The following is a 21133-nucleotide window of genomic DNA, read 5'->3' on the forward strand; positions in this document are numbered from 1 at the left end:
CATGCGCATCATCCGCGTCCGCCACAAGGGCCAGGCCTTCTACGCAGCCATCACCAGCCCGGAGACGGTGCGCCCCCTGAACAGGGAGAACGGCGAGCCGGATGAGATCCCCCTGGCCGAACTGGAGCTTTTGTCGCTGGTGCGGCCGAGCAAGATCGTCTGCGTGGGCCTGAACTACCTGGACCACGCCCAGGAACTGGGCCTGTCGCTGCCGGAGGAGCCCATCATCTTTCTCAAGCCGCCCTCCGCTGTCATCGGCGCCGGCGACGCCATCGTGCTGCCCGGCTGCTCCAGCCAGGTCGACTACGAGGCCGAGCTGGCCCTGGTCATCGGCCGCACCGCGCGCTACATAACCGAGGCCGACGCCCCCAGGCACATCTTCGGCTACACCTGCGCCAACGACGTCACCGCCCGCGACCTGCAGAGGAAGGACGGCCAGTGGACGCGCGCCAAGAGCTTCGACACCTTCTGCCCGGTGGGGCCGTGGATCGAAACCGACCCCGGCGACCTGGGCACGCTCAGCCTGCGCACAGTGGTCAACGGCGAGGTGCGCCAGGAAGGCAACACCGCGGACATGGTCTTCCCGCCGCACCTGCTGGTGAGCCATATCTCGCGCATCATGACGCTGCACCCCGGCGACGTGGTCCTGACCGGCACCCCGGCAGGCGTCGGCCCCATCCAGGCCGGGGACGAGGTCAGCGTGGAGATCGACCGGGTGGGCTTCCTGCTGAACCCCGTGCTCAGCGAGAGCTCCAGCGCTCCCACGACCATGCAGTAGCCCCGCGCCCCCCGCGGCATCATCTTTCCGCTTGCCAAACGCGGCCATCCGACGTAAAAGCACGCGTTTCACAAATCACACGCCCTGGCCACATACTGGGTGCTCCGGATGGTCCGGAGAATGGCCAAGCGCCAGGGCGGAGGAAAAACCCAGGAGGAATCATGGCTTACGTTACCATGAAGCAGATGCTGGAAACCGGCGTCCACTTCGGTCACCAGACCCGTCGCTGGAATCCCAAGATGCGCACCTTTATTTTCGGCGCGCGCAACGGAATCCACATCATCGACCTGCAGCAGACCGTGAAGCTGTTCCAGAAGGCCCACGACTTCATCGTCGAGACCGTGGCTTCCGGCGGCAAGGTGCTGTTCATCGGCACCAAGCGCCAGGCCCAGGAGGCCATCAAGGCCGAAGTCGAGCGTTGCGGCATGCACGCCGTGACCCAGCGTTGGATGGGCGGCACGCTCACCAACTTCCAGACCATCAAGAAGAGCATCGACCGCCTGAAGAGCCTGGAGGCCATGTTCGCCGACGGCACCATCAACAAGTTCCCCAAGAAGGAAATCGTCCAGATGGGCCGCGAAGTGGTCAAGCTGAACGACGCCCTCGGCGGCATCAAGGACCTGACCGAAGCCCCGCGCGCCGCCTTCATCATCGACCCCAACCGCGAGCACATCGCGGTCAAGGAATGCCGCAAGCTGGGCATCCCGGTCGTGGCCGTGGTCGACACCAACTGCGACCCGGACCTGATCGACTACGTCATCCCCGGCAACGATGACGCCATCCGCGCCATCAAGCTGTTCGCCACCCACATCGCCGACGCCTGCATCGAGGGCGCCGCGGTGCTGAAGGAAAACACCCCCGGCGGCGCCAAGAACGCCCCGAAGGACATCGCCCCCGAGGCCGAAGAGAAGGCCGCCGAAGGCGGAGAGGAGTAAGCCATGGCTGAGATCAGCGCCAATGCGGTGAAAGTCCTGCGCGAAAAGACCGGCGTAGGCATGATGGATTGCAAGAAAGCCCTCGTCGAGTGCGGCGGCAGCGAAGAGAAGGCCATCGCCTACCTGCGCGAGAAGGGCCTGGCCAAGGCCGCCAAGAAGGCCGGCCGCGCCACCAGCCAGGGCATCATCGGCTCCTACATCCACAACAACGGCAAGATCGGCGTCATGGTCGAGCTGAAATGCGAGACCGACTTCGTTGCCAAGAGCGACAAGTTCAAGGAGTTCGCCAAGGACCTGGCCATGCAGATCGCTGCCGCCAGCCCCCTGTGCGTGAGCCCCGACCAGGTGCCCGCCGACCTGCTGGCCAAAGAGCGCGAAATCTTCAAGAACCAGGCCATGGAAGAGGGCAAGCCCGAAGCCATCGCCGAGAAGATCGTGGAAGGCCGCCTGAAGAAGTACTACTCCGAGGTCTGCCTGCTTGAGCAGCCCTTCATCAAGGAAGACAAGAAGACCATCAAGGAGCTCCTGAACGAGCTCATCGCCGTGCTCGGCGAGAACATGCAGATAGGGCGATTTACGCGCATGGTCCTTGGCGAGGACGCCGAGGCGGATGCAGCGGAGGAATAGGAAATCTGGAACGGGCCGCAAGGCCCGTTTCTTTTCATGCCGCCGCCCCAGGCCGCATCAACCCGCAAAAGCCAGGAGATGACATGGATAAGCTGCGCTACTCACGCGTACTGCTCAAGCTCAGCGGCGAGGCCCTGGCAGGTGAACAGAAGTTCGGCATCGAACCCAAGGCAAGCGGCATCTTCTGCGGCGAGATCGCAGACATCGCCAGCATGGGCGTGCAGGTGGCCCTTGTCATCGGCGGGGGCAACATCTTCCGTGGCATGGCCGCCAGCGAGCAGGGCATGGACCGCGCCCAGGGCGACTACATGGGCATGCTCGCCACGGTCATGAACGCGCTGGCCGTGCAGGACGCGCTGGAGAAGATCGGCTGCGACACCCGCGTCATGACCGCCATCTCCATGAAGGAAGTGGCCGAGCCCTACATCCGCCGCCGGGCCGTGCGGCACCTGGAACGCGGGCGCGTGGTCATCTGCGCGGCGGGCACCGGCAACCCCTACTTCACCACCGACACCGCGGCCGCCCTGCGCGCGTCGGAACTCAAGTGCGAGGCCATCCTGAAGGCCACCAAGGTTGACGGCGTGTACGACAAGGATCCCCGCAAGTTCATGGACGCCGTGCGCTACGACACCGTGACCTACATGGAGGCCCTGGAGAAGCGCCTGGGCGTCATGGACGCCACGGCCATCTCGCTGGCGCGTGACAACCGCCTGCCGATCATTGTATTCAACCTCTTTGAACAGGGAAACATCCGCCGCGTCATCAAGGGCGAAACCGTCGGAACAATTGTCGAAGGAGGGAACTGATATGCACGCTGTCATCGAAGACGGAAAAAAACGCATGGCCGGGGCTCTCGCCAGCCTCTCCAAGGAATTCGCGCGGCTGCGCACGGGCCGGGCTTCCGTGTCCCTGATCGAGCCCATCATGGCCGACTACTACGGCACCCCCACGCCGGTGAGCCAGATCGCCTCGCTCTCCGTGCCCGACGCCCGCACCATCACCATCCAGCCCTGGGACAAAGCCGCCTTCGGGGCAGTGGAAAAGGCCATCCTGAAAAGCGATCTGGGGCTTAACCCGGTCAACGACGGCAAGATGATCCGCATCAGCATGCCTCCCTTGACCGAGGACCGCCGCAAGGACCTGGTCAAGGTGGCCAAGAAGTTCACCGAAGAGTCCAAGGTGGCTGCGCGCAACGTCCGCCGCGACCTGAACGAGCTCTTGAAGAAGCTGCAGAAGGACAAGGAAATCACCGAGGACGAGCAGCACAGGCTCACCGATGAAGTGCAGAAGCTCACCGACGAGACCATCAAGAAATGCGACGAGGTCTTCGCCGCCAAGGAAAAGGAAATCCTGGAGCTGTAGCTGATGCTCGACCCTGCTGGCGTGCCTGCGCACGTCGCCATCATCATGGACGGCAACGGCCGCTGGGCCACCGCCCGTGGTCTGCAACGCAGCGAAGGCCACCGAGCGGGAACCCGCGCGGCCAAGGCCATCGTCACGCGTTGCCGCGAGCTCGGGGTGCGCCACCTGACCCTGTACACCTTCTCGCGTGAAAACTGGTCGCGCCCCAAGGAAGAGGTCGGGCTGCTCTTCGACCTGCTGGTGGACTACCTGAAGGGCGAACTCAAGAACCTGCTCGACCAGGACATCCGCCTGAAGGTGCTGGGCGAGTTCGACGGCCTGCCCTTCATCGCCCGCCAGGCCCTTTCCCACGTGATGCAGAAGACCGCCAAATGCGCCACCATGACGCTCAACCTGGCGCTCAACTATTCCGGGCGCGAGGAGATCCTGCGCGCCGCCCGCGCCCTGTCGGCCAAGGGCGTCCAGGGCGAAGCCCTGACCGAGGAGGCCTTCGCCGCGGAGCTCTACACAGCGGGCCAGCCCGACCCCGACCTCATCATCCGCACCAGCGGCGAGCTCCGGCTGTCGAACTACCTGCTCTTTCAGGCCGCCTATTCCGAGTTCTACTTCACCGACACCCTCTGGCCGGACTTCGGCCCGGAGGAACTGGAGCGCGCCCTGGAAGACTTCCAGGGCCGCCAGCGCCGCTTCGGCAAAACCGGCCAGCAGCTGGAGCGCGCCACTTAGAGCCGACCACGGCGGAGGTCCACCGTGACGAGCCGCGCATCTCCATGCCTGGCATCCCTTCTCGCCAGGACCCTGCTCTGCGGCCTCGCCCTGCTCCTTCGCACCACCCTGGCCATCGCTGGCGGCCACGCCGAGACGCCCATGATCCACGAAACCAATGTGGCTGTTCCCATGCGCGACGGCGTGATCCTGCGCGCGGACCTCTGGCGGCCCGCCGGCGAAGGCCCGTTCCCGGCGCTCATTTGCCGCACTCCTTACGGCAAGGCCACGGACAAGGACGAACACCGCTTTGCGCTCGCTGCGCTCAAGCGCGGCTACGCCGTCATGATTCAGGACGTGCGCGGCCGTTTCGACTCGGGCGGCGAGTTCGAGCCGCACAGGAACGAGGGACGCGACGGCTACGACACCATCGAGTGGGTGGCGCGCCAAGGCTGGTGCGACGGCCGCGTCGGCACCTTCGGCCTGTCCTATCCCGGCTCGGTCCAGTGGCTGGCCGCCCTGGAACAGCCGCCGCACCTCAAGGCCATGGCCCCGGCCATGACCTACGCCAGCCTGCGCGAGGCCGTGTATCCCGCCGGTATTTTCGACACCGACTGGGCGCGCTGGGCGCTTCTGGCCATCGCCCCGGACCTGCGCGCGCGCAAGCGCCTGCCCGGCCCCAAGACCGCGCGCGAGGCCTGGGCGGACTGGCGTCGGCGCGGCACGGAATATTTCGAGGGACATTTGCCGCTGCTCACCCAGCCGGACCTGACCCAACCCGCCAGCGGCGCTCCGCCCTTCTACGCCGAATGGCTGCGCCACCCGCGCGGCGACCGCTGGTGGGACTTCGCGGACATGGCCGGACGCTACGGCCGCGTCACCGCGGCGGTGCTGAACCTCTCGGGCTGGCACGACGACGCCTTCAGCACCCACGGGGCCATCGCCAACCACCTGGGCCTGCTGGCCGCCCGCATGGGCCAGCACGATGCGCGGACGGAACTCGTGCTCGGCCCCTGGTCCCACGGCATCCCCGCCGTCACCGGCGAGCGCGACTACGGCACCCGCGAATTCGACACCACGGCGCACCTGGACTACGACGCGCTGGTGCTCGACTTCATGGACCGCCACGTGCGCGACCAGAAACCGCAGAGCCCGCCGCCCAAGCCCGTGCGCTACTTCCTCATGGGCGAAAACCGCTGGCGCGAGGAGTCGACCTGGCCCCCGGCAAGCGCCAAGCCCTATGCGATCCACCTCGGCCCACGGCGCGAGGGCAGCGTCGTGAACCGGCTCGCCCACGCGGAGCCGCCGCCCGGCCCCTCCTCAAGCTCCTTCGTGGCCGACCCGGACAAGCCCGTGCGCGAGATACCCGGCTCGGAGCTGGGCCCCACGGACCAACGGAGTCTGACCCCCGGCGGCGACATCCTGCTCTTCCAGACCCGGCCCCTCAAGCGGGACATGGCCGTGGCCGGGCACATCCGCGCGGAAATCTACGTCTCCACCGACGCGCCGGACATCGACCTCTACGTCAAGCTCCTTGATGTGGAGACCAAGGGCGAGGTCTACAACCTCATGGACTCCGGCGCGGAGGTCATCCGCGCGAGCCTGCGCGAGGCAACGCCCCGCCAGCGCAACGCAAAGCGCCTGCTGGAGCCGGGCCGCATCTATCGCCTGAACCTGGACAACCTGCTCACCGCCAACACCTTCCGCAAGGGCGACCGCATCCGCGTGGTCCTGTGCGCCAGCTGGTATCCGGGCATGGCCCGCAACCTCCAGACCGGAAAGGATGAAACCACCTCAAGCGCCGTGCGCAAAGCGGTGATAACCATCCACCACGACGCCGAGCACCCGAGCAGGCTCATCCTTCCGGTGCTGCGCTAGTCGCCATGGCGTTCCCGGCCTTGCCTTCCGCGCCAATACATGTTTGCCTGCGGAAAATATCCGGAGGTTCCATGCGTCGCACTCTTTTCGCCCTTGCCCTGACCCTGAGCCTGGCCGCCCCTGCCCTGGCCGCCGTCTCCCAGACGCCCAAGGCCCAGTCCCAAAAGGACTTGCCTCGCGTGGAGGACGTGCTGACCTACATCGACCTGTTCGGCTACCGCGAGATGATGGAGATCTCCGTGGACCGCCAGCTGGCGGCCATCGTTGATTTCATCCGGTCCCAGCGCGAGGAGGTTCCTGCCCGGTCGCTGGAGATCATCCAGGAGGAGCTGCGCAAGGAGCTTGCCAGCGCCACGGAGCGCTCCCTGCGCGACATGGCCGCCGTGTTCCAGCGCCACCTGACCCAGGCTGACGTGGACTTCCTCATCAGCGTGGGTCGCGACCCGCGCATGCAGAAGGTCGTGAAGCTGCAGCCGAAGCTGGCCGTGGAACTGGAGAAGGTCGGCGAAAGCCTGGCCGACGACGTTTACCGCCGCGCGGCCCCACGCATCGAAGAGCGCCTGAAGATGATCGAGGGCGGGGAAAATATCTAGAAGGGAACTTTGAGATTTTCTAGTCTTTCTCTAGAATAGGCTGGCCGCAAAGGTTTCGAGGCTTCTGCGTACAAGGAAAAGCGGCTTTAGTGCTCAAATAGCAGTTTCTTGCAGATTCATTGAGATAGACGATACGACTCTTGCGTCGGACACGTGCACTGGAATTTGACGAAAAAACGGTAGGCAGGAAGAATTCCTGGCTACCGTTTTACTTTGTTAACATGCCAATGCAAATATCTTTGACACAGCACTTATGCCTCAGCAAGAATCACGTGAGACAAAACTGATTTTTTATATGCACCTGCAATGCAATGACAAGAAACTTTAAATTTATAATTTATCACTCGTTTTACATCGCGCTTAAATCGCAGCGAAACATTCGGCAGCACAAGTGTTATCCGCCTACAAGAACCCGGCGTCCTGAAAACTGAAGTGCGCGCCCTCCGTGACCACCAGATGGTCCAGCACGCGCAGGCCAAGCTCCTCCGCCGAGCGCTTGATGCGCCGGGTGAGGTCCAGGTCCGCCTGGGACGGCTTGGGGTCGCCACCGGGATGGTTGTGCGCAAGGATGAGCCCCGAGGCCGAGTGCTTGAGGGCCAGGGCCAGCACCTCGCGAGGGTACACCGCGGTCTGGTCCACGGTGCCGCGCCCCACGCGCTCCCAGGCCATGAGCCGGTTCTTGTTGTCCACCAGCGCGACCCAGAACTCCTCCACCTTCAGATGCCCGATGCGCGCACGCGCGGCCTCGGCCACCACCTCCGGCCCGGAGAACACCTGCTTCTCGCGCACCGGCGCCTCTCCCACGCGGGTGAACACCTCGCGCAGCAGCGCCCAGTGCCCGCACAGCGACTCACCGAAACCGGACACCTCGCTCAAGGCCTCGGGCGCGGCGAGCATGACCTCGCGCAGGGAGCCGAAACGCGCCACCAGCTCCTTGGCAAGGGGCTTGGTGTCGCGCCGGGGCAGCACCTGCCCCAGCAGGAGTTCAAGGAGTTCATAGTCGGCAAGAGCCTTGGGCTCGGCCTGGAGCTTCTCGCGCAGGCGCTGGCGATGTCCCAGGTAATGCGGGGGGGGACTCTCGGCGGCCTTGAGCGCCTTGGCCGCGACCTTTTTGGGCGGGCTCACCCACGCCTCCCCGGCGTGGCCTGGGGCATCCCGCCGCCCATGAGCTCGGCCAGCTCGGCCACATAGCTCTCCAGGGCGTCATCGGGCCGCCTGGTGCCGCCGATGACCCCCAGGTTGGCGTCCAGCGTCAGCTCGATGATCCTGGCGATGCCGGCGCGGCCCAGACGTTGCGCCATCTTCTGCATGGCGGGCTTGTCGCTGGGGCGCATGCGCACCTTGGCGCCCTCGCCTTCGCAGAGCATCCACAGCTGGCGCGCCTGCCAGGCCACATAGCCCAAAAGCTGGAACAGGATTTTGTCGCCCGAGGGCCGCAGGTGGTCGTCCAGCACGCGCGCCCAGACCTCCCGGGCGGCGCGGGGGCTCTTGGACGACTCCGCCAGAGCCTTCATGAAATCGAAGAACTCCATGTCGCCGTGAGGGGCCACAAGAAGCGCCAAGTCCGGGGTGATGATCTTCCCGTCCCCGGCGGCCAGTTCGATCTTGTCGAGTTCAAGCCCGGCGGCCAGGCCGTCGCGAGGGAGCGCCTCCGCCAACGCCGTGCGTGCGGCCGGGTTCAGGGTCAGGCCGCGCTCCGCGGCCCAAGCGTCGAGATATTTCGGCAGGGAGGCGTCGGTGAGGCCGGGGGACTGCCAAACCCATTTGTTCTGCTCGGCGGCCTGCCAAAAGGCGCGCCTGGGCAGGAAGTTCGGCACAGCGGCCTTGCCCTCCTTCCACGCGCCCTCCAGGCAGAACACCGGCAGCACCGTGCTGGCAGTATTCTTCAGGTTCTCGCCCAAACGGTCCCACACCTCGGCCTTGAGGGATTCGGCCCGGCGCAGCAGGAGCACGGTGGGGGTGGAGAACAGGTTCTGGGTGGTCAGCTCGCCCCAGTAGGCCGGGGGAAAGGGGTCCTCATCGCCCCAAAATAGCTTTCGGACGCAACCAGGCCCCATGCCGTCCACCAGCGCCGCCGCCTGCCGCCGCAGCAGCTCCGCGTCCGGGCAGACCAGGAAGCGGATGCCGTGGCGGCCAAGCGCCGGGCTGGCCGATGCCGGGCTGGCCGATGCTTGTCGAGGCGGCTTTGAAGCGCCCGGAGGTCGGAGCATGGGCAGGCTCCTAGTAGTTCTCGGTCATGAGGTCGGCCATGCGGCGCACGGCCAGATCCGTGACGCGCAGGTCCGCGCCGTCGGAGTCGCCAGGAAAGAAGGATTCCGTCTGGGCCTGCTCGCCGGAGTCCCACAGGACCGCGCCGTCGCTGGCGCGCTTGACCTGGAAGGTCAAGGTGAGCCCGGTGCTGAGCTTCACGGACTGGTCCTGCTGGCCTGCCACCATGGTCGAGCGCGTGAACTTCTTGATGACGACCGTCAGCAGCGAGGTGGCCTTGTCCTTGTCCGTCCAGGTGATGAACCTGCGCTTGGTGAACTCGTCGCGGATGAGGGAGCGCAGGCGCGGCTCAAGCCAGGGCTCGACGGTGGGGTTCTCCACCCGAGCGATGGCCATGCTGCGGAAAGCGGGGTCCAGACGCGAAACCGCGTCCGGGTCCGGCCCGAGAACCGTCCCCTGGCCGGTGAAGGTGTAGCCGCAGCCGCACAGGGTCCACGTGGCCGCAAGCAGCAGCACAAGGCCAAATACACGCTTCATCCCGCGCATGCGGCACCTCCCCGGCGCTTTTTAGCTGGCCACCACGTTGACCAGCTTTCCCGGCACCACGATGAGCTTTTTGATGGACTTGCCTTCCAGGTGCCGCAACACGTTCTCGTGGGTCATGGCCACCTGGCGCACGGCTTCCTGGTCGGCGTCCGCAGGCACCATGAGCCGCCCGCGCACCTTGCCGTTCACCTGGAGCACCAGCTCGATCTCGTCCTGCACCAGGGCGGACTCCTCGAAGTCAGGCCATGGCATGGTGGCCAGGTGCTCCTTGTGGCCCATGCAGCCCCAGAGTTCCTCGCACAGGTGCGGGGCCACGGGCGAAAGCAGGGTCAGCACCGTGGACAGGGCCGAGGACAGCATCCCATCGCCCTGCGGCGTGCCTTTCAGTCCGTCCTTCAGGGCGTAGATCTCGTTGACCAGTTCCATGAGCGCGGCGATGACCGTGTTGAACTGGAACTTGTTCTCCATGTCGCGCGTGACCTTGCGCACTGTGTCGTGTTCCTTGCGGCGCAGATCCTTCGCCGGACCGGAGAGCTCGCCGCCCAGTTCGGACAGGGGCGCCACCGGCCCGATGGGCTTGAGCGCGCCGGCCTCGGAAAGCTCCTCGGCAAGGCGCCAGATGCGCCCAAGGAAACGGTACGCGCCCTCAATGCCCGCGTCGCTCCACTCCAGGTCCTTCTCCGGCGGGGAGGCGAACAGGATGAACAGGCGGGTGGCGTCGGCCCCGTAGCGGCCGATCATGGAGTTGGGGTCCACCACGTTGCCCTTGCTCTTGCTCATCTTGGCGCCGTCCTTCAAGACCATGCCCTGGGTCAGCAGGTGCTTGAAGGGCTCGGCCTGGTCGGTGTAGCCCAGGTCGCGCAGGGCCTTGACGAAGAAGCGCGAGTACAAAAGGTGCAGGATGGCGTGCTCGATGCCGCCGATATACTGGTCGACGGGCGTCCAGTACTTGAGCGCATCGGCATCGAAGGGCGCGTCGATGCTGCGGGCGGAGGTGTAGCGCAGGAAGTACCAGCTGGACTCCATGAAGGTGTCGAAGGTGTCGGTCTCGCGCTTGGCCGCGCCGCCGCACTTGGGGCAGGTGGTGTTGACGAAGCTCTCGAGCAGGGGCAGGGGCGAACGGCCGTCGTCGCGCACCTGGGCGTCCTCGGGCAGACGCACGGGCAGCTGGTCGAGCGGCACGGGCACAACGCCGCAGGCGTCGCAATGCACCACCGGGATGGGCGCGCCCCAGAAGCGCTGGCGCGAGACGCCCCAATCCCTGAGCCGATAGTTCACCGTGGGTTTGCCCAGACCGGTGGCGGCTAGGTGCTCCACGATGGCCTGCTTGGCCTGGTCGTTGGGCAGGCCGTCGAACTGGCCGGAATTCACCAGCACACCGGGGTCGACGTAGGCGGCCGTCATGGCGGAAAGATCCAAGGTCTCGCCCTTGGGCTGGATGACCACCTGCATGGGCAGGTCGTACTTCTTGGCGAACTCGAAGTCGCGCTGGTCGTGCGCGGGCACGGCCATGACCGCGCCGGTGCCGTAGCCCATGAGCACGAAGTTGGCCACGTGGATGGGCATGTCCCTGCCGGTGAGGGGGTTCACGCAGTACGCGCCGGTGAACACGCCCTCCTTCTCCAGGTCCTCGGCCCCGCGCTTGATGCGGTCCATATTGGCCACCTCGCGGCAAAAGGCGCGGACCTCGTCCGCCTTGCCGTAGCCCTTGATGAGCTTCTCCACCAGCGGGTGCTCGGCGGCCAGGCTCATAAAGGTGGCTCCGCACAGGGTGTCGGGCCGGGTGGTGAACACCTCGATGGTGGTGTCGGAGTTCTTCACCTGGAAGGTCAGCTGCGCGCCCACGCTCTTGCCGATCCAGTTCTGCTGCATGGTGATGACGCGCTCGGGCCAGCCGCCCTCAAGCAGCTTCAGGTCGTCGATGAGCTCTTCGGCGTAGGCGGTGATCTTGAAGAACCACTGCTCCAGCTGCTTCTGCTCCACCTCGCCGTCGCAGCGCCAGCACTTGCCCTCTTCCACCTGCTCGTTGGCCAGCACGGTGTTGCAGTTCTCGCACCAGTTCACGGGCGAATTCTTGCGGTAGGCGAGCCCCTTCTCCAGCATCTGGAGGAAGAACTGCTGCTCCCACTTGTAGTATTCGGGGCGGCAGGTGGCGATCTCGCGACGCCAGTCGTAGGAGTAGCCCAGACGCTTGAGCTGGGTGCGCATGTCGGCGATGTTGGAGTAGGTCCAGGCCGCGGGGTGGGTCTTGTTCTTGATGGCGGCGTTCTCGGCGGGCAGGCCGAAGGCGTCCCAGCCCATGGGGTGCAGCACGTTGAAGCCGCGCATGCGCTTGTAGCGCGCCACCACATCGCCGATGGAGTAGTTGCGCACGTGCCCCATGTGGATCTTGCCCGAGGGGTAGGGGAACATCTCCAGAACGTAGTACTTGGGGCGAGAGGCGTCGGCCTCCACCTCGAAGCAGCGGGACTCGGTCCAGCGCTCCTGCCACTTGTCCTCAACCTGCTGCGGATCGTATTTGCCGAAGCCCATCTGCTACTCCCGGAAACAGGCGGCTACTTTGCCGCCCTGGTCAACGTGTCCTTCGACGTGGCGCCCGAACTCGCCTCGGCCTTCTTGTCGATCTTCTTTTCAATGCCGAAGCGCCCCTCGTCCACGGCCCTGGCCACGGCATCCAGGATGCCGTTGACAAAGGCGCGCGAACTCTCGTCGCCGTAGCCCTTGGCCAGCTCGATGGCCTCGTTGATGGCCACCTTGAGCGGGATGTCGGAGCGGTGCAGAATCTCAAAGAGCGAAAGGCGCAGGATGGCCAGCTCGACCTTGCCGATGCGCCCGATCTTCCAATGGTCCGAATGCTTGCCGATGATCTTGTCGATCTCCGGCAGATGCTCACTCACTCCCTGCACCAGCTGCGAGGCGAAGCTCTTGGCGTCCTCCAGCTCGCACTCCTCCACGGCGGGGTTGCGCTTGAAGGCCAGGCGCACTGCCGCTTCGCTCTCCTGGGGCACAAAGCCCATGCCGAAGAGAACCTGGAAGGCCAGGGTGCGGCCCTGTCTGCGCGAGCCCTTGCGCTTGTCCGGCGCTGCTGTCACCAATGACTCCTCGGCCTAGAGCTGCGCGAGAACGCGCGCGGTCTCAAGCATGGCCATGGCGGCGTCGACGCCCTTGTTCCCGGCCTTGGAGCCGGAACGCTCGATGGCCTGCTCAAGGTTGTCCGTGGTGAGCACGCCGAAGCCCAGCGGCATGCCGTGCTGCATGCTCACCTGGGCCAGGCCCTTGGCGCATTCGTTGACCACGACGTCAAAATGCGGGGTGGCGCCGCGAATAACCGCGCCAACGCACACCAGGCCGTCGTACTTGCCGGACTTGGCGAGCTTCTGGGCCACCACCGGCATCTCAAACGCGCCGGGGATGCGCACGATGGTCAGATCCTCGCGGCTGGCGCCGTGACGGACGAGCGCGTCCACGGCTCCGCCCACCAGCTTGTCCACAATGAAATCATTGAAACGGCTGGCCAGAATGGCCACTTTCAGCCCCTTGGCGTCCAGCTGTCCTTCGACGGTCTTGATATGGCCCATGGTCGTCCTCCGTTCAGGAAAGGTCAAAGTTATTGCGTGGGCTGCGCTATTTTTCCGCGTCGCCCAGATTGTGCAGCATGTGGCCCATCTTGTCTTTCTTGGTCTGCAGGTAGCGCTGGTTGACCTCGCAGGCGGCCATCTCGATGGGCACGCGCTCCACGACCTTCAGGCCGTAGCCCTCCAACCCGACGATCTTCTTGGGGTTGTTGGTCATCAGCCGCATCTGCGACACGCCGAGCGACACCAGGATCTGCGCGCCGGTGCCGTACTCGCGCAGGTCGGGCTGGAAGCCCAGCTTGGCGTTCGCCTCGACGGTGTCGTAGCCCGCGTCCTGCAGGTGATAGGCCTTGATCTTGTTGCCCAGGCCGATGCCCCGGCCTTCCTGGCGCATGTACAGGAGCACGCCCGAGCCTTCCTTCTCGATCATGCACATGGCGGCGCCCAGCTGGTCGCCGCAGTCGCAGCGCATGGAGCCGAACACGTCGCCGGTGAGGCACTCGCTGTGCACGCGCACGAGCACGGGCTTGTCCGGGCTGATATCACCCTTGAACAGGGCGATGTGGGTGCGGTTGTCGGCCTCGGAAGTGAAGGCCGCGGTCTTGAACTGGCCCCAGCGGGTGGGCAGTTCGGCCTCGGCGATCTTGGTCACGGCCTTGCCGCCGAACTTCATGCGGTGCTTGATGAGGTCGGACACGGAGCAGATCTTGAGGCCGTGCTCGACCGCGAAGAGCTCCAGGTCCGGCATGCGGGCCATCTGGCCGTCCTCGCGCATGATCTCGCAGATGACTCCGGCGGGCTTGCACCCGGCCAGGCGCGAGATGTCCACGCTGCCCTCGGTCTGCCCGGCGCGCACCAGCACGCCGCCGCTTCTCGCGCGCAGGGGGAAGATGTGGCCGGGGGTCACGATGTCCGTGGCCTTCACGCCGTCGGCCACCGCCGTCAGAATGGTGTGGCTGCGGTCAAAGGCGCTGATGCCGGTGGTGACGCCTTCGCGCGCCTCGATGGACACGGTGAAGTTGGTGCCGAACTTGGACTGGTTGCTTTGCGCCATGAGCGGCAGCTCCAGCCGGTCGATCATGGCGGGCTCCATGGCCAGGCAGATCAACCCGCGTCCGAACTTGGCCATGAAATTGATGGCTTCAGGGGTGGTTTTCTCAGCGGCGATGACGAGGTCACCCTCGTTCTCGCGATCCTCGTCATCCACCATGATGACCATCCGGCCCTGCCGGATGTCCTCGATGGCTTCCTCAATGCTGCACAGGGGCATGGGTGAACCTCGCTCGTAAAGCCGTGGAGGGAACAATCATCCCGCCAGGCCGGATTCTCAAACATCAGAACCAATCTGTTTACCCCAAAACCATGCGGCGGGGAAAGATGTTTTTTATGCTAAATAAAACGGTAGGTTGCAAGCACGTCAAAACAGGATGGCAAAAGCATGGTTGTCGGCAACCCCTAGCAGCCTTGCTGCACATCCACCTCAACGCAGTTTCGTCCCGCGTTTTTGGCCCGGTACAAGGCCTTGTCCGCGCGCTCGACCAGGGATTGCACGCTGTCGCCGTGGATGAACTCCGCCACGCCGAAGCTTGAAGTGATGCGCCCCACCAGCGGGAAGTCCGTTGCGGCGAACTCCAGGCGCAGGCGCTCGGCCAGTGCGGCCACGACCTTGAGCTCCGTTTCCGGGCAGACCAGCAGGAACTCCTCGCCGCCATGACGGCCCACCACGTCCGTCTCGCGGGCGGTGCGGGTGAGCAAGCCGGCAATGGCGATGAGCACGTTGTCGCCGGCCTGGTGCCCGAACATGTCGTTGACCTCCTTGAAGTGGTCGATATCGAGCAGAATGATGGAAAAGGGCTTGCCGTAGCGCCGGGCGCGCAGCACCTCGGTCTGCATAGCCTCCTCAAGCCTGCGGCGGTTGGCCAGGCCGGTGAGGCGGTCGGTGCGGGTCATGACCTCCAAGGCCTTGTTCTTCTCGTCAAGCTCCAGCACGGCCTGCTCCAACTTCTCGTTGGCGGCGGCCAACTCCAGCGTGCGCTGGTCCACCTTCAGCTCCAGGTTCGCCACAAGATCCTGCATGCGCATGACCATCGACCCAAAGGTCCCGTTCAGGACGCTGATTTCATCGCCTTCCTGCGCCTGGGGCAGCGGCTCCAACGTGTCCGCCCGCAGGCGCGAGGCAGCCTGGGTCAAGGCCACGATCTTGTGCGTCACCGTGCCGCGGATGAGCCACGCCATCACCAGGGCGAACGCCAGCCCCACCAGGGCCGTGCCCGCGATGGTCACCGTCGCCAGACGGCTGACGCTCTCAATGCGCGCCCTGGCCCGGTCAACCTCAATGGCGGCCAGGGCCTTGAGGTCGCGGGAAATGGGATCGACTGACTGGGCCTGCAGCGCAAAATCGTTGAACAGGCCGTGTATCTTCACGTCCACGTCCGGAATGCGCCCGGCCACGGCAAGGTATTCGCGCAGCAACCGTTCAGCCTCGGCCCTCTGCGGGGAGCTGATGCCCGGCGCGGCGGCAAGCGATTGCCCAAGCCGAAAGCCATCGTTCAAGGCCATCTGCATTTTCGGGCGTTGATGCGTAATAAGATACTCGCGGGAGTGGTGGTCCATTTCCATAAACAGACCGTAGGGTGCGCCCGAGCCCCTAAGCAGGACCGCCAGCCTCTCGCCCAGCTGCTCCAACTGGCCCAGCAGCCCGGTGCCAGGAGCGGCAAGGACCGTCACCTGCTGAACGATCTCCTCAAAGCTGTCGCCGAAGCGCTGTGCCGTGGACAGGTACAGGGTGATGTCCTTGTTGCGCTCGCGCAGGGCCACGCTGACGCTTGAAACCGCCACCAACTGGCGCAGGTTCTCACTCAAGGCGACAACCCGGGCGATGACCGCCTTGGCAGGAAGGAAATACCGCTCATGAGCCCGCTCGTATCCCATTTCAGGGTACTGAAGGAAAAAGTCGCGATGCATCCGACGGGCCTTCTCCAGCTCGCCGTCCATTTCAAAGACCCGCTGCCGGATCTCCACGCTGGCCAGAATCTCGTCCTCGGCCTGCAAGACCAGCTTCATCGCGCCATAGCCAACCAATGCCTCAAGCAGCAGCAGGCCAAGGAAAAGGGAAAAGGCGCAACTGAACTTGACGGTGATGCTCAGGCTGTGCCAAAAGCGCGATAAGGAATTGAGCCAGCTCATTGTCCCGGGGCGTAGGTGAAGACGACGTTGCGCTTGAGTTCTTCCACGCCGCCAGCGGGGTCAGCCAACCGCAGAACGTTGAAGCTCTGGGCCGCGCAGTCCCCAAACTCGTTGCAGGTGAGCTGGCCGGACAGCCCGGCCTTGCCCGACGTGGCATACAGGGCATCGCGCAGGGCCTGGCGACCGATGCGCAAACGCCCGTCCTTGCCCTTCACCGCCACCTTCTCAATGGCCGCAAAGAGGATGTCCGCAGCGTCGTAAGCGGTTACGTAATAATCGGTGGGCGGCGAGATGTGGTACCTGGCCACATACTCCGCCACCAGCTTTTCCAGTCCAGGGGTCTTGCGCGGCGGGGTCGGCCCCACAAAATACATGCCCACGGCAGCATCTTTCACGTCCTTAAGGAAGCTGTCCTCGATGAGCGAGCCGTCGCTCATAAGCACGGTCTTGCCCAGGGCCGGCATCTTCCTGGCCTGGAGCAGCACATGGTTTCCCTCGGGCTGGAACAGCGGGAAGAACACCAGCTCGGCCTTGGCATTGACCACGGAGGTGAGCACGGGCTCCATGTTCGTGTCGTTCTTGTTCACCGTGGCCTCCAGCACGATCTTTCCGCCGAGCTTCATGAACTCCTGGCTGAAGCCGTCGGTCAGGCCACGGGTGTAGATGTCGCCGTCGTTGATGGTGGCCGCGGTGCGAATGCCGAGCTTCTCGAAGGCGAAGCGGGCGGCGGCAGGGCCGGATGACTCTTCGTTGGGAGCGGTGCGCAGATAGCCCGCCTGCCACTTCGGCGCGCGGTGGCCGCCGATGGCGGTGAGGAATGGCGCGGAGTTGTTGCCGGAAATCATGGACAGGCCGGCCTTGGACATGACCGCCGCCGCCGAGGCTGCGGCGCCGGAGCAGGTGGTGCCGAAGATGGCCAGAACCTTCGGGTCGGCCACGACCTTGAGGGCGGCGTTGGCGCCTCCCTCGGGGTTGCACCCGGAGTCTTCGGTCAAGAGCTGCACCTTGTGGCCCAAGATCTTGTCGCCGCGCCGGGCCAACGCCAGCTCCAAGCCGCGAATCTGCTCCTGGCCCAGGGCCGACACCTTGCCGGTGAGGGCCTGGATGACGCCGAGCTTCAGGGGCTCATCAGGCTCAAGGTCCACACACCCCAACTTGTCGGCACAGGGCTCCGGGGCTGGGGCGCAAGCTCCAGTCACAAGCATGAGGAGGAAAATTGCAAACAACAGGGCGTGATGGACAGGGCGCAGCATGACGGAACCTCCAGCATCATTCATCTTGGAGATATTAGCCTGAGAACAGGACCACGTAAAGGCTTGCCTGTGATATTTCCCGCAAACACTTGCCGGATGCGGCAAGGCGGAGGAGAAGCGCGCTGCGATGACACGCCCGCACAACGAAAAAGCCGCAACCCTTTCGGATTGCGGCTCTGTTCTTTTGGTGCCGAAGGGGAGACTCGAACTCCCATGGCCTTGCGACCACTAGACCCTGAACCTAGCGTGTCTACCAATTCCACCACTTCGGCATTCATCGGCCAGACAGTGCTGAGCCGTTGTTGCGAGAGAAGCATTTAGCCGCATCGGGCATGCTTGGCAAGGACTTTTTTTCCAGTGGGCGAATTTTCCTGCCAGACGCCGGACTTCAGCCCGTTCTTCTCCGCCTATCTCTCGTCGATGGGCACGTAATCGCGCAGCACCTGGCCGGTATAAACCTGCCGGGGGCGGTGGATCTTGGTCGTTTCCAGGTGCTCCTCGTACCAGTGGGCGATCCAGCCGGGCATGCGGCCGATGGCGAACATCACCGGGAACATCTGCACCGGGATGTTCAGGGCGCGCAGGATGATGCCCGAATAGAAGTCCACGTTGGGGTAAAGCTTGCGCTCCACGAAGTACGGATCAGCCAGGGCCAGCTGCTCCAGCTCCATGGCGATGTCCATGAGCTCGTCCAGCTTGCCCAGCTTGAGCAGCAAATCGTGGGCCGCCCGCTTGAGGATCTTGGCACGCGGGTCGAAGTTCTTGTAGATGCGGTGGCCGAAGCCCATAAGCCGGAACTTCTTCTGCTTGACCATTTCCAGCACCTCGCGCGGGGAGCTCTCTCCGTCGCGGATGTGCTCAAGCATCTCCACCACGCCCGCGTTGGCGCCGCCGTGCAGCCGCCCCCAGAGCGCGCAGATGCCGGACGAAACAGAGGCGAAGAGGTTGGCCTGGGTGGAGCCTACCATGCGCACCGTGGAGCAGGAGCAGTTCTGCTCGTGGTCCGCGTGCAGGGTCAGGAACAGGGACAGGGCGCGCACGGCCTCGGGCGAGGGGTCATACGGCCTGTTCGGGATGGAGAACATCATGTGCAGGAAGTTCCGGCAGTAGGACAGGGCCGGATTCGGGTACATGAAGGGCAGGCCCATGCTCTTGCGGTAGCTGAAGGCGGCGATGGTGCGCACCTTGCTGATGATCTTGGAGGCCGCGAGGTAGAACTCGCCCCTGCTCTCGATCTCGAGCAGGTCCGGGTGGTAGCAGCCAAGGGAGTTGATGATGGCCGAGAGCATCGCCATGGGGTGCCCGTTGGGCGGGAACCCCTCGAAGTGGTGGCGAAGGTCCTCGTGCAGAAGCTCCTCGGCGCAGAGTCCGGCGGAGAAGCGCGAAAGCTGGTCGCGCGTGGGCAGCTGGCCGAAGATGAGCAGCCAGGCCGTCTCGGTGAAGGACCCCCGATCGGCTATCTGCTCAATGGGATAGCCGCGGTAGCGCAGGATGCCATTTTCGCCGTCCACAAAGGTGATGGCGCTCTTGCACGGCCCGGTGTTCACGTAACCCGGGTCATAGGTGATGAACCCGGTGTCGGCCCGCAGCCTGGTGATGTCCAGGGCGCGGTCGCCCAGGGTGCCCTCGACGATGGGCAGCTCGATTGTCTTGCCGTCGATGATCAGTTGCGCAGTCTTGGTCATAGTCTCTACACTCACTTCAGTATGCTGTGGCAGGACGCCGACGATTCTTCGCGCCCTCCTCCGGGCAAACCCGGAAACTCAATGGCCTGCGTACTCGGATTCGTTGCGATTGTCCAGCGCACCCACTCGCAAACGTTAACAATTTTGTCACTTTTACCTGAGGAACCCGCCTTCCAAAGAATGCATACCCCCGGGGGGTTGCCTTCCGGATATTTAGGCTTATACTTTGCTGGTCATCGAGACCAACCAACAGGAGCTGTCGTGAAAAAGACCTCACCAGCAAAGCCAGACCTCTCGCGTCGCCGCTTCCTGGCCTCCCTTGGCCTTGGCGGACTGGGGCTCGTGCTGCCGCGGAGCGCCTCGGCCCAGACGCCTGCGGGCGCCACCGCCGGGACAGAAGAACTGGCCACCCTGCACGACCTCAGCAAGTGCGTGGGCTGCGGGGCGTGCGTCGATGCCTGCCGCGAGGCCAACGCCCACAAGTTTCCCGAGCCGACGCGCCCCTTCCCCACAATGTACCCATCCACAGTGAAGGCGGAAGACTGGTCAACCAAGCGGCAGGTCACGGAGCGCCTCACCCCGTACAACTGGCTGTACATCCAGTCTGCGCGGGGCCAGTACCTGGGCCAGCCCTTCGAGGTGCACATCCCCCGGCGCTGCATGCACTGCCAGAACCCGCCCTGCGCCAACCTGTGCCCCTGGGGGGCCGCCGCCCGCGAAAAGAACGGCGTGGTGCGCATCGACGACCAAATCTGCCTGGGCGGCGCCAAATGCAAGACCGTGTGCCCCTGGAAAATTCCTATGCGCCAGACCGGCGTTGGCCTGTACCTGAAGCTGCTGCCAAGCCTTGCGGGCAACGGCGTCATGTACAAATGCGACCGCTGCCACGACCGACTGGCCAAGGGGCAGCAACCAGCCTGCATCGAGGCCTGCCCCTACGGAGTGCAGGAGATCGGGCCACGCCCGGAGATCGTGGCCAAGGCCCGCGCCCTGGCCCGCAACATGAACGGCTACATTTACGGCGAGACCGAGAACGGCGGCACCAATTCGCTCTACGTCTCGCCCGTGCCGTTCGACATCCTGGACGCCGCGGTGACGACAGGGCCGGGCAAACCGGACTTCGCCAAGGCGCCGGACATGATGGCCGACGAGACCCGCATGGCCTACGCCGCCCTGCTCGCGCCCGTGGCCGGCATTGTGGCCGGCGCCCTGCGCATCGGCTCGCGCCTGGCGGGCGATGACAAGGATGACCGCCCGGATGGCGACAAGAACGAACGGCCGCCGTCCATCCCACTGGACACAGACAAGCCGGCCGACAGCAAGGAGCCCTGGTCATGAGCCTGCCCATTACGCGACGCCTGCCCTGGGCCTATGTCCTCATCGTGACCCTGCTGGCCGTCAGCGGCACCATGCAGATGCCCATCGCCAGCCGCTACCGGATTGTGGCCGTGCCGGGCCTGGCCTGGCTGGGGGATTTCTGGCTCACCCACAAGCTGCACTACCTTGGGGCCATCGCGCTGCTGACCCTGGTGAGCTACCTCGCCACCCGCTGGCTGCTCGAATGGCGGCGCGACCACGCTCTGACGCCCTTCGGCCTGGCCCGCGTGGCGCTCCTGGCCGGGCTCATCCTCACGGGCGCGGTGCGGGTGCTGAAGAACCTGCCGGGCGTGTCCTTCTCGCCGGACCCCATCATGCTGGTGGACTGGGCGCACCTTGGCCTGGCCTTCGGGCTCGGCGTGCTGGCTCTTGCCCGCCGGTTCGCAAAGGCGAGCTACGTTTGCAAGCGCTAAACCAGCGCGCCA

20 protein-coding genes and 1 tRNA gene are annotated in these 21133 nt (G+C 64.9%); 10 read left to right on the forward strand and 11 right to left on the reverse strand.

Going from position 1 to position 21133, the window contains the following annotated elements:
• Position 1: 1 nt before the first annotated feature.
• From RDU24_RS07905 to RDU24_RS07940, 8 genes are all read left to right on the forward strand, one after another.
• Positions 2 to 778: a fumarylacetoacetate hydrolase family protein gene (locus RDU24_RS07905; RefSeq protein ID WP_308735215.1), complete on the forward strand. Its 777-nt coding sequence runs from the start codon at positions 2 to 4 to the stop codon at positions 776 to 778.
• 161 nt (positions 779 to 939) lie between these two features.
• On the forward strand, positions 940 to 1713 hold the full coding sequence (rpsB, locus tag RDU24_RS07910) for a 30S ribosomal protein S2 (protein WP_308735216.1): 774 nt from the start codon (positions 940 to 942) through the stop codon (positions 1711 to 1713).
• A 3-nt stretch (positions 1714 to 1716) separates the two neighbouring features.
• A complete protein-coding gene (gene tsf / locus RDU24_RS07915; RefSeq protein ID WP_308735217.1) occupies positions 1717 to 2340 on the forward strand; it encodes a translation elongation factor Ts in 624 nt (207 codons plus the stop codon).
• Positions 2341 to 2423: 83 nt separating this feature from the next.
• Entirely contained in the window at positions 2424 to 3146 is a 723-nt protein-coding gene (pyrH, locus tag RDU24_RS07920; RefSeq protein ID WP_308735218.1) for a UMP kinase, read from the forward strand.
• Between the two features lies 1 nt (position 3147).
• Positions 3148 to 3702, forward strand: a complete 555-nt coding sequence (frr, locus tag RDU24_RS07925; RefSeq protein WP_308735219.1) for a ribosome recycling factor — start codon at positions 3148 to 3150, stop codon at positions 3700 to 3702.
• 3 nt (positions 3703 to 3705) lie between these two features.
• Positions 3706 to 4428: a polyprenyl diphosphate synthase gene (gene uppS, locus RDU24_RS07930; protein WP_308735220.1), complete on the forward strand. Its 723-nt coding sequence runs from the start codon at positions 3706 to 3708 to the stop codon at positions 4426 to 4428.
• Between the two features lie 24 nt (positions 4429 to 4452).
• A complete protein-coding gene (locus tag RDU24_RS07935; protein WP_308735221.1) occupies positions 4453 to 6285 on the forward strand; it encodes a CocE/NonD family hydrolase in 1833 nt (610 codons plus the stop codon).
• Positions 6286 to 6356: 71 nt separating this feature from the next.
• The gene (locus RDU24_RS07940; protein WP_308735222.1) at positions 6357 to 6878 is read left to right on the forward strand and encodes a hypothetical protein; all 522 of its coding nucleotides are present in this window, start codon (positions 6357 to 6359) and stop codon (positions 6876 to 6878) included.
• Positions 6879 to 7280: 402 nt separating this feature from the next.
• On the opposite strand, the gene radC is transcribed toward RDU24_RS07940, so the two are convergent.
• The 11 genes from radC to RDU24_RS07995 form a co-directional block, all read right to left on the reverse strand.
• The gene (radC, locus tag RDU24_RS07945; protein ID WP_308735223.1) at positions 7281 to 8003 is read right to left on the reverse strand and encodes a RadC family protein; all 723 of its coding nucleotides are present in this window, start codon (positions 8001 to 8003) and stop codon (positions 7281 to 7283) included.
• The gene (locus RDU24_RS07950) at positions 8000 to 9088 is read right to left on the reverse strand and encodes a DNA polymerase III subunit delta (protein WP_308735224.1); all 1089 of its coding nucleotides are present in this window, start codon (positions 9086 to 9088) and stop codon (positions 8000 to 8002) included. Before RDU24_RS07950 ends, radC begins: the two co-directional genes overlap by 4 nt.
• Before the next feature lie 10 nt (positions 9089 to 9098).
• The gene (gene lptE, locus RDU24_RS07955) at positions 9099 to 9632 is read right to left on the reverse strand and encodes an LPS assembly lipoprotein LptE (RefSeq protein ID WP_308735225.1); all 534 of its coding nucleotides are present in this window, start codon (positions 9630 to 9632) and stop codon (positions 9099 to 9101) included.
• Between the two features lie 21 nt (positions 9633 to 9653).
• Positions 9654 to 12164, reverse strand: a complete 2511-nt coding sequence (leuS, locus tag RDU24_RS07960) for a leucine--tRNA ligase (RefSeq protein WP_308735226.1) — start codon at positions 12162 to 12164, stop codon at positions 9654 to 9656.
• 23 nt (positions 12165 to 12187) lie between these two features.
• Positions 12188 to 12724 (reverse strand): transcription antitermination factor NusB, encoded by a 537-nt coding sequence (gene nusB, locus RDU24_RS07965; RefSeq protein WP_308735227.1) that lies wholly within the window; start codon positions 12722 to 12724, stop codon positions 12188 to 12190.
• Positions 12725 to 12739: 15 nt separating this feature from the next.
• A complete protein-coding gene (ribH, locus tag RDU24_RS07970; protein WP_308735228.1) occupies positions 12740 to 13210 on the reverse strand; it encodes a 6,7-dimethyl-8-ribityllumazine synthase in 471 nt (156 codons plus the stop codon).
• A 46-nt stretch (positions 13211 to 13256) separates the two neighbouring features.
• The gene (locus RDU24_RS07975) at positions 13257 to 14477 is read right to left on the reverse strand and encodes a bifunctional 3,4-dihydroxy-2-butanone-4-phosphate synthase/GTP cyclohydrolase II (RefSeq protein ID WP_308735229.1); all 1221 of its coding nucleotides are present in this window, start codon (positions 14475 to 14477) and stop codon (positions 13257 to 13259) included.
• 185 nt (positions 14478 to 14662) lie between these two features.
• Positions 14663 to 16393, reverse strand: a complete 1731-nt coding sequence (locus RDU24_RS07980) for a GGDEF domain-containing protein (RefSeq protein WP_308735230.1) — start codon at positions 16391 to 16393, stop codon at positions 14663 to 14665.
• Positions 16390 to 17538, reverse strand: coding sequence for a branched-chain amino acid ABC transporter substrate-binding protein (locus tag RDU24_RS07985; RefSeq protein ID WP_308735231.1), 1149 nt, complete (start codon positions 17536 to 17538; stop codon positions 16390 to 16392). The genes RDU24_RS07980 and RDU24_RS07985 overlap by 4 nt, the downstream gene beginning before the upstream one ends.
• Positions 17539 to 17831: 293 nt before the next feature.
• Positions 17832 to 17918: transfer RNA gene (locus RDU24_RS07990), tRNA-Leu, on the reverse strand.
• Positions 17919 to 18053: 135 nt separating this feature from the next.
• Positions 18054 to 19331: a citrate synthase gene (locus RDU24_RS07995; RefSeq protein ID WP_308735232.1), complete on the reverse strand. Its 1278-nt coding sequence runs from the start codon at positions 19329 to 19331 to the stop codon at positions 18054 to 18056.
• Positions 19332 to 19592: 261 nt separating this feature from the next.
• Here RDU24_RS07995 and RDU24_RS08000 point away from each other — a divergent pair, with 261 nt between their 5' ends.
• Both RDU24_RS08000 and RDU24_RS08005 read left to right on the forward strand, forming a co-directional pair.
• Positions 19593 to 20669, forward strand: a complete 1077-nt coding sequence (locus RDU24_RS08000; protein ID WP_308735233.1) for a 4Fe-4S dicluster domain-containing protein — start codon at positions 19593 to 19595, stop codon at positions 20667 to 20669.
• The gene (locus RDU24_RS08005) at positions 20666 to 21121 is read left to right on the forward strand and encodes a 4Fe-4S ferredoxin (protein ID WP_308735234.1); all 456 of its coding nucleotides are present in this window, start codon (positions 20666 to 20668) and stop codon (positions 21119 to 21121) included. The genes RDU24_RS08000 and RDU24_RS08005 overlap by 4 nt, the downstream gene beginning before the upstream one ends.
• Positions 21122 to 21133: the final 12 nt, after the last annotated feature.

Origin of the sequence: Humidesulfovibrio sp. (assembly GCF_031082295.1) — a bacterium.
In the GTDB taxonomy this organism is placed as follows: domain Bacteria; phylum Desulfobacterota; class Desulfovibrionia; order Desulfovibrionales; family Desulfovibrionaceae; genus Humidesulfovibrio.